We start from the raw sequence: 8,961 nt of genomic DNA on the forward strand, positions 1-8,961 counted from the left end.
CCCCATCTGTATGCCGAACCGCGCCAGCATGATGACCGGTCGTTATCCGTCGGTGCATGGAGCACGCCACAACGGCATACCGCTATCGCTCAAAGCGCGCACCTTCGTGGAAGCGCTGCGTCTTTCCGGTTATCACACCGCACAGGTAGGAAAAATACATTTGCAGAATATGACTGCATTGGCACCACTCTGGCCACAGGATCCGGCAGACCGGCTGTGTGACGAAGCCTTTGAAGCTGATGATGGCAACTATGAGCAGGAAAAGCGCGGCAGGTGGCTCGACAGCGATCATTACGATCTTGATTATCCGTATTATGGGTTCGAGCAAGTCTATCTGGTGGATGATCATGCCGACATCGTACATGGACACTACCGCTACTGGCTGCGTCGTGAAGTGCCCGGCGCAGAGTCACTGATCGGGCCCGACAATGCCATACCCGCCCCGGACTACAAATTAACGCAAATCGGTCAGGCATGGCGTACTCGTCTGACCGAAGAGCAGTATCCTTCGGCCTATATCGCCGACCGCAGCATTGACCTACTCAACGACTACGCCGGCAGCGAACAGCCTTTTTTTCTTCAAGTGTCATTTCCGGATCCGCATCATCCCTTTACTCCGCCCGGTAAATATTGGGATATGTATAAACCCGAGGACATGACCCTGCCCGCTTCGTTCTACAGCGATCATGAGCCGCCGCAACATGTCCAATGGCTTTATCAACGTCGTGATTCCGGTGCGGCGACAAAAAAAGGCACTGCCGTATTTGCCTGCGACGAGCGCGAAGCAAAGGAAGCGTTGGCGTTGAACTATGGTTCCATCAGCAATATCGATGCGCAAATCGGTCGGGTAATGGCCGAACTGGAACGCCTCGGACTGCAGGACAATACAATTGTCATTTTCACCAGCGATCACGGAGACTTTCTGGGTGATCACCAGCTTATGCTGAAGGGCCCGATTCATTACCGCGGCCTAACCCGCGTTCCCTTCATCTGGTTCGACCCCCACATGTCTGCCGCCGCCGACAAAACGTCCAGCGCACTTACCAGCACCATCGATATTGCACCGACCATCCTGACGCGAGCCCGCGCGCCTGTGTTCAATGGCATTCAGGGCCAGGACATGCAACAGTTGATGGACGGCAGCAGCAAAGACCTGCGCGATTCGCTGCTGATCGAAGAGGAAGGTCAGCGTGTCATTCTGAGTATTGACACGCGCGTGCGCTGCCGAACACTATTGACGCAACGCTATCGCATGACCATTTACGACGCGGCCTCCTGGGGCGAACTCTATGATCTGCAGAACGACCCCGACGAGATGGTTAACCTTTGGGATACGCCTGCTGCGTCGAACATTCGGGCCATGATGATGGAAAAACTGGCTTACACCAATCTGGAACTGGTTGAGACAAGCCCTTATCCAAGCGCATTGGCCTGATTCAGATCACTGACCAACCATGCCGACGCGGTGGCGTCGGCCAACTCTCGCTGTATGGCCCTATGGCTGTATGGCCAAATCGATTCCAGGACGATGCGCATAGCAACCAAGAGCGATACCATCTTACCTGGAACAGGAGACGACCATGTCAATTGTAATTTCCATTGCTAAACGCGCACTGGCCGCCGGCCTGGCGATTGCCTTTGCCGGCACGGCGCAGGCAGCCTACCCAGACAAGCCGATCACCATCATTGTGAACTATCCTCCGGGCGGTGCGCTTGATCTGGCTACCCGCGCCGTGAGCGCAAATCTTTCCACCCAGTTCGACCAACCGATAGTGATTGAGAACAAGCCCGGTGCCTCCGGACTGATCGGTGCAGAAAATGCAGCCCGCCAGAAACCGGATGGTTATACATTTCTTGCAACCATCGATTCCCTGGTCACCGTCAATCCGCTAATATTTGGCCAGAAACGCTTCAATCCGGAGACCACGCTGGATGTAATCAGTCTGCTGGGCACATTCGAGCAGGTCCTGCTGGTTCCAAAAACATCGGAAATCAAGGATCTATCCTCCTTGATTGCGGCATCCAAAGCCAAAGCGCTGAACTATTCATCGGCCGGTGCCGGCACACCAGGGCACCTGGCCATGGAAAGCCTGCGACTGGCGCTGGGCATTAACATGACGAACATTCCGTTCAAAGGCAATGCGCCGGCATTGAACGCCCTGCTTGGCAAACAGGTGGATACAGGTTTTCTGGCCCTGGGTGGCTCCACCTTGCAGCATATCAAGGCGGGAAAACTGATCCCACTGGCCGTTGCGGGACAATCAAGGGAACCTGCGCTACCGGACACACCCACCCTATCGGAAAGCGGTATTGAAGCGCTGAAAGATTTTGACATGCAGTTTTCCTTCTTGCTGATGGCGCCAAAAGGATTGGACAAAACGATTACCGAAAAGTGGAACGCCGCAGTCGCACAAGCGATGCAATCGGCGCAGATCAAAACCCAATTTGACAACTTGAATGTTCACAGGGTAAACGGCTCAATGCAAGAAGCGCAGCAATGGATGGCGAAATACGGCAGCCGCATCCACGATACCATCAGGAAAGCCAATATCAAGGTCGAATAAGCCGCAGGGGTGTCCTGCCCGGACAACTGGTGCGTTGTGCCATGCACGTTGGCGCCGTATTGATGTGGGTGTCAGTTTGGGGTGAATATCGGTTAGATGTGGGTAGCGGCTTGATGCGAGCATCAGCGACATGACTGTCAACAATTCGGACCACACCACTTCGGACTGCGACTTTTCAGACTGCTGGTCGTCAAATTGCGGCGCTTCAGATTACTACAGCGAAATGCATTTCACCCGTGGTATCGACCTGATAGAGGCCGGCATCACGGGTGAAATTTATGCCAAACGTGTTTCCTGCTGCACCCTGCAGGCAGATCAATAAATTGCATCTGCCCGCACGTATCGCAACAGGACTGGATCAGATTGCTTTTTCCAGCTCTGGTACGGCAGTGAACAGGTCAGCAACCAGGCCGTAGTCGGCAACGCCAAAAATCGGCGCTTCCGGATCTTTATTAACAGCCACAATGACTTTGGAATCCTTCATGCCGGCCAGATGCTGGATGGCACCTGAAATACCGATGGCCACGTACAACTGCGGCGCAACGATTTTACCGGTTTGACCGACTTGCCAATCGTTCGGCGCGAAGCCGGCGTCAACCGCAGCTCGCGAAGCACCCAATGCGGCGCCAAGCTTATCGGCCAGCGGTTCGAGCAGCTTGAAGTTTTCTGCACTGCCCATACCGCGACCGCCAGACACAACAACCGTTGCAGCCGTCAGTTCAGGACGATCATTCTTGGCCACTTCACGGCCCACGAATGAAGACAGACCAGAATCGGCAACTGCCTGCAGGGTTTTGACTTCGGCACTGCCGCCTTCGGCTGCAACACCATCAAAAGAGGTGACACGCACGGTGATGACTTTTTTCTCGTCGGAAGACTGGACGATGGCAACAGCATTCCCCGCATAAATGGGTCGCTCGAATGTGTCTGGCGAATCGACCGCAGTAATATCAGAGATCTGTGCTACATCCAGTTTCGCGGCAACGCGCGGCGCCACATTTTTACCGGATGCCGTCGCAGGAAAAACAATATGGCTGTAATCGCCGGCAACCGCCAAGACCTGCTCGGCCATGTTTTCAGCCAGGGAATCCTTCAGATGGTCGGCATCGGCCAGCAGCACGCTGGCAACACCGGCAACCTTGGCCGCCTGGGCCGCGACATCCTGTGCGCCGCTGCCGGCAACCAGAATATGAATATCGCCACCGATTTTCTGCGCAGCTGCTACCGCATTCAATGTTGCCGGTTTTAACTGCTTGTTATCATGTTCTGCAATAACTAGAGTTGTCATATTAAATCACCTTCGCTTCATTCTTGAGTTTGTCTACCAGCGCTGCCACATCATCCACTTTGATACCCGCCTTGCGTGAAGGTGGCTCGCTCACTTTCAGTGTTTTGATCCGTGGCGTCACATCGACACCCAGCTCTTCCGGTGTCAGCGTATCCAGCTGCTTTTTCTTCGCTTTCATGATGTTTGGCAGCGTAACGTAGCGCGGTTCGTTCAGACGAAGATCGGTTGTGATGATAGCGGGCAGTTTCACCGAAATGGTTTCAAGACCGCCATCTACTTCACGCGTCACTTTGGCGTTCTCGCCTTCGATTACGACCTTACTGGCGAACGTGGCTTGCGGCCAACCCAGCAGCGCAGCCAGCATCTGCCCGGTCTGGTTGGCGTCGTCGTCAATGGCCTGCTTGCCCAGAATGACCAGATTAACCTGCTCTTTCTCGGCAACTGCCTTGAGCAGCTTGGCCACGGCCAGAGGCTGCAATTCGACATCGGTCTGAACCAGCGCAGCGCGATCAGCACCAATGGCCATGGCTGTGCGCAGGGTTTCCTGGCACTGCGCCACACCGCAAGAGACCGCAATGACTTCTGTGGCCGTACCTGCTTCCTTGAGCCGTGTTGCTTCTTCAACAGCGATTTCATCAAACGGATTCATTGACATTTTCACGTTTGCAATATCAACGCCAGACTGATCTGACTTCACGCGCACTTTGACGTTGTAGTCAACAACACGCTTAACAGGCACCAATACCTTCATCCAACAATCTCCTTGATTTACGGGGCACTCGCCCCGGACTTATTACTGAACCCGATTATTTTACATGCTTGCTACGAGCGATTTGACTAATTCATTCAATCGCGTGAATTTTGCGTTTCCTGTTTTGCACAGCGCAACAAACCGCCCCATATTGGCAATACAGAGCGGGTTTTCGGATCAATAACCGGTTTTTATCGCAAAAAAAGCATCACCCGGCAGCTCACAGACCGGCCAGCGTCCGGATATGGGCCTCTACACTTCGCCCCAGCGCCGATAGCGCGTAACCACCCTCGAGCATGCTGACGATACGTCCATTACTGTGTTTATCGGCTATCGCCTTTACCTGGCTAGTGAGCCAGACGTAATCCTTTTCCACCAGGTCAAGCTGCCCCATATCGTCTTCGCGATGGGCGTCAAAGCCGGCCGAAATAAAAATCAGCTCGGGCCTGAATGCCTCCAGGGCCGGCAGCCAAAGACTCGCAACCAGCTCGCGGATCTTTTCGGCTTTGGTATAGGCCGCCACGGGACTGTTGTGCATATTGGCAGCCGGATGATCCACGCCGCTGTTCGGAAACAGGGGGTACTGAAAGAAACTGCACATCATGACCGACTCATCATTGGCAAAGGCCGATTCGGTGCCATTGCCATGATGAACGTCGAAATCGACAATGGCGATGCGCTTGAGACCATATTGTTGCTGCGCATAGCGCACGCCGATCGCCACATTATTCAGAAAGCAGAACCCACTGGCCCGCGCCGGCTCGGCATGATGCCCTGGCGGGCGGACGGCGCAAAAAGCATTGCGTGCGTGACCAGCCATGATCTGGTCAATGGCCTGCAGCCCGGCGCCTGCCGCATGTAATGCCGCCTGCCATGTATGGGGGTTCATGCAGGTTTCTTCGGTGTCGACGTTGAAATACCCTCGCTGCGGTGCATGCTCGCGCAGAAACCGCACATGTTCCTCGGTATGAACACGTAGCAGATCGGCTTCCTGTGCTTCGCGCGCCGGCACATGATTCAGAAAATCGGCCAGACCGCTGGCGACAAGCCGATCATTAATGGCGTCGAGCCGCGCTGGCGACTCGGGATGCCAGGGATGCATTTCGTGTCTGTGGCACGAAGAATGCGTTATGAATAGTGTCTCCACAATATTCGTCCTGCTTTCAAATTACTGATTTACTATTGATTGATCTTATTTTATCTGCATACAATCTACCATATTTTGCGGCGCAACGAGACGCGCGGCAATCCTGCGGCCCATACTCAATCTCTCTGTTTTTGCGGCAACTTGTGGCATGATGCTGCTAACTGCCATATCTCAATACAACTTCACGGGGTTCCTCTTGAAACGATCATTTGCACTGCTTGTTCCTGTATTGCTGCTGTCCCTTGCAGCCTGCTCCTCCACCAGCCAATCGGGCAGTAGTAACGGCTCGGCATCCTCAGCGGGCACCAGCGGACCCGCCGGCTGGGCGGCAGAAAACAGAAAACTGAGCGCGGACCGGAACACCTTTGTGGCCCAGGTATCAGAGCGGCATGGCATACCACGCTCGCATATCGAACAGCTGCTTGCCACGGCGACCGTGGATGATCGGGTCATTCGCCTGATGACGCCCAAGGGTTCAGGCGGACGCGTCACACGCGCCTGGCAAAGCTACCGCAGCCGTTTCGTCGAGCCGATTCGTCTGCGCAAGGGGACCGCGTTCTGGAACGCCAACCGGCAGACGCTGAACCGGGCCGAGAGAACGTACGGCGTGCCCGCAGCAATCATTGCCTCCATCATCGGCGTGGAAACGGTGTATGGCGAACAAACCGGATCGTTCCGCGTTCTGGATACCCTGTACACGCTAGGCTTTAACCATCCGGAACCGAACCGTCCGGAAAAAGGCCAGATGTTCCGCAACCAGTTGGCTGCCCTGCTGGATCTGGACTATCGGGACAAAGTGGACGCCAACAGCGCGACCGGATCATTTGCCGGCGCCATCGGCCTGCCGCAATTTATGCCGGTCAGTATCGAGCACTATGCGGTCGACGGCGATAATGACGGGCACATTGACCTGCGCTACAGTACGCAGGACGCCATTCTGTCCGTGGCCAACTATCTTGCCAAACATGGCTGGCGTGCCGATACGCCCGTTTTCGCGCCGGTCACATTACCAGCCGGGGCGGCATCGCTGGTTGACGGCGGGCTGGAGCCATCCATGAGCTGGAGCCAGTTGCAAAATCGCGGCGCGACACTGCGCGCCGGCAGCACAGGCGGCAACTGGCAGAACGGCAAGGAGATCGGTGTCATTGATCTGCGCGACGAAGTTCGCGGCCGCCATGAATATCGCACGGCCACACGCAACTTTTTCGCCATCACCAAATACAATCGCAGCTATTTTTATGCCGCCTCGGTGGCAGAGCTGGCTTATGGCCTGGCCAGCCGGCAGCGCAGCAGCGGTCATCAGGTCACCATGCCGTATTGATGATGCATCTGCCCGGACAAGGGCGGTACGCTTTGCGACCATTTGTCGGTTGCCGCAGGTCCTGGCTCAGGCGCTTGCCGGTTAACACAAGCGTAATGATTGGTTATTTAACCCTGTGATCAATGATGGAATGCGCCCAACAAAGAGGGCCACCGGCATACTCAATCCGGTGACCCTCTTTATTAGTCTTATTAGTCTATAGTCAAAGCTTTTCGCCCGATCCGGTCAATCCAGACACCGCACCGGGCCAGCGGCACTATCAACCGTGAGAGAACTGAGCCTCTTCAGTAGAACCGGTCAGCGCTGTTGTCGAAGAGCGTCCCCCTTCGATTGTCTGGGTGACGGCGTCGAAATAGCCTGTACCCACCTCGCGCTGATGTTTGACAGCAGTAAAGCCCAGCTCGGCCGCAGCAAACTCTTTCTGCTGCAACTCGACAAATGCACTCATCTGATTGCGTGCATATCCATGAGCCAGTTCAAACATGCCATAGTTCAGCGCATGAAAGCCCGCCAGGGTAATGAACTGGAATTTGTAACCCATGGCACCCAGTTCGCGCTGGAATTTGGCAATGGTGACGTCGTCCAGGTTCTTTTTCCAGTTAAATGATGGCGAGCAGTTATAGGCCAGCAGTTTTCCCGGGAATTGTTTGTGAATCGCTTCAGCAAATTTTTTCGCATCATCCAGATTCGGCGTCGACGTCTCGCACCACAGCAGATCGGCATACGGTGCATATGCCAGCCCGCGCGAAATAGCCTGATCCATACCGGGATTGGTGCGGAAAAAGCCTTCGGGTGTGCGCTCGCCGGTCAGGAACGGCTGATCGTTCTCATCGACGTCGCTGGTAATCAGGTCAGCGGCATCCGCATCGGTACGCGCCAGCAGCACGGTGGGTACGCCCATGACGTCGGCTGCCAGGCGGGCAGATACCAGCTTGGCGACAGCCTCACGCGTTGGCACCAACACCTTGCCGCCCATGTGGCCGCATTTTTTTACCGAAGCCAGCTGGTCCTCGAAGTGAACGCCTGAAGCACCCGCATCGATCATGGACTTCATCAGCTCGAAAGCATTCAGTACGCCGCCGAATCCGGCTTCTGCATCGGCAATGATCGGCGCAAAGTAGTCGACATAGCCAGCATCGCCCTCTTCCTTGCCTTCCATCCACTGAATCTGGTCACAACGTGTCAGCGAATTGTTGATACGGCGCACGACCGAAGGAACCGAGTTTGCAGGATAGAGCGACTGGTCCGGATACATTTCACCTGCAATATTGGCATCGCCGGCGACCTGCCATCCTGACAGATAGATCGCTTTGAGGCCGGCCTTGATCTGTTGCATTGCCTGGTTGCCGGTAAGCGCGCCCAGTGTATTGATGAAAGGCTCATTGTTGAGCAGGTTCCACAGTTTTTCCGAACCAGTACGGGCCAATGTGTACTCATTCTGCCGGGATCCACGCAGCTTGATGACTTCCTCGGCGCCATAGCCCCGTTTGATGCCCTGCCAGCGTGGATTTTCTGCCCATTCTTTTTGCAGATTACGGATGGCGGTTTCGCGTTTTGACATGATTAACTCCTGTATATAAAAAAAGATTCCATGGAGAAAATTCTATCTGAAGACCGCAGTGCAATATACACTTATATCTTATATAAGACTAATTATTATATGCATATAAATCAGTTAGTTAGTATTTTGATTTTATATTATGAAATCAAATTTGCGATAATGAAATATTAAATTTGCGACTGCAGCATGCAAAATTCATGTTATGAAATAGCAATATCATAATGTGAAATTTACTGCTATTTCGTTCGTCATCATGCACTACCCCGCAGCGCCTTGGTGGTCATTCTCTGCAAAAATCTGTGGGCTCAATCCAGACCGGCGCATCTACC

General features: G+C 54.3%; 7 protein-coding genes. 3 read left to right on the top strand and 4 right to left on the bottom strand.

Going from position 1 to position 8,961, the window contains the following annotated elements; translation table 11 throughout:
- A partial coding sequence (locus ACTIKR_RS17205; RefSeq protein ID WP_442328505.1) for a sulfatase family protein occupies positions 1–1,435 on the top strand: 1,435 nt, incomplete at its 5' end.
- 145 nt (positions 1,436–1,580) lie between these two features.
- Complete coding sequence (locus ACTIKR_RS17210) at positions 1,581–2,564, top strand: Bug family tripartite tricarboxylate transporter substrate binding protein (protein WP_442328506.1); 984 nt, start codon at positions 1,581–1,583, stop codon at positions 2,562–2,564.
- A 358-nt stretch (positions 2,565–2,922) separates the two neighbouring features.
- Here ACTIKR_RS17210 and ACTIKR_RS17215 read toward each other — a convergent pair whose 3' ends face one another.
- The 3 genes from ACTIKR_RS17215 to ACTIKR_RS17225 all read right to left on the bottom strand — a co-directional run bounded on the left by ACTIKR_RS17215 (position 2,923) and on the right by ACTIKR_RS17225 (position 5,750).
- Positions 2,923–3,852 (bottom strand): electron transfer flavoprotein subunit alpha/FixB family protein, encoded by a 930-nt coding sequence (locus ACTIKR_RS17215; RefSeq protein WP_193088999.1) that lies wholly within the window; start codon positions 3,850–3,852, stop codon positions 2,923–2,925.
- Between the two features lies 1 nt (position 3,853).
- A complete protein-coding gene (locus ACTIKR_RS17220) occupies positions 3,854–4,603 on the bottom strand; it encodes an electron transfer flavoprotein subunit beta/FixA family protein (RefSeq protein ID WP_193088998.1) in 750 nt (249 codons plus the stop codon).
- Positions 4,604–4,823: 220 nt separating this feature from the next.
- Positions 4,824–5,750, bottom strand: coding sequence for a histone deacetylase family protein (locus ACTIKR_RS17225; protein ID WP_193088997.1), 927 nt, complete (start codon positions 5,748–5,750; stop codon positions 4,824–4,826).
- A gap of 196 nt (positions 5,751–5,946) precedes the next feature.
- Here ACTIKR_RS17225 and mltB point away from each other — a divergent pair, with 196 nt between their 5' ends.
- Positions 5,947–7,071: a lytic murein transglycosylase B gene (mltB, locus tag ACTIKR_RS17230; protein WP_226816949.1), complete on the top strand. Its 1,125-nt coding sequence runs from the start codon at positions 5,947–5,949 to the stop codon at positions 7,069–7,071.
- A 259-nt stretch (positions 7,072–7,330) separates the two neighbouring features.
- On the opposite strand, the gene aceA is transcribed toward mltB, so the two are convergent.
- On the bottom strand, positions 7,331–8,632 hold the full coding sequence (gene aceA, locus ACTIKR_RS17235) for an isocitrate lyase (protein ID WP_193088996.1): 1,302 nt from the start codon (positions 8,630–8,632) through the stop codon (positions 7,331–7,333).
- Between the last annotated feature and the right edge of the window lie 329 nt (positions 8,633–8,961).

Origin of the sequence: Advenella sp., assembly GCF_052108595.1 — a bacterium.
Classification (GTDB): domain Bacteria; phylum Pseudomonadota; class Gammaproteobacteria; order Burkholderiales; family Burkholderiaceae_B; genus Advenella.

Excerpts from the sequence above, each read along its gene's own strand:
- ACTIKR_RS17210 (WP_442328506.1), top strand. The coding sequence starts at position 1,581 with ATGTCAATTGTAATTTCCATTGCTAAACGCGCACTGGCCGCCGGCCTG.
- ACTIKR_RS17215 (WP_193088999.1), bottom strand. The coding sequence starts at position 3,852 with ATGACAACTCTAGTTATTGCAGAACATGATAACAAGCAGTTAAAACCG.
- ACTIKR_RS17220 (WP_193088998.1), bottom strand. The coding sequence starts at position 4,603 with ATGAAGGTATTGGTGCCTGTTAAGCGTGTTGTTGACTACAACGTCAAA.
- aceA (WP_193088996.1), bottom strand. The coding sequence starts at position 8,632 with ATGTCAAAACGCGAAACCGCCATCCGTAATCTGCAAAAAGAATGGGCA.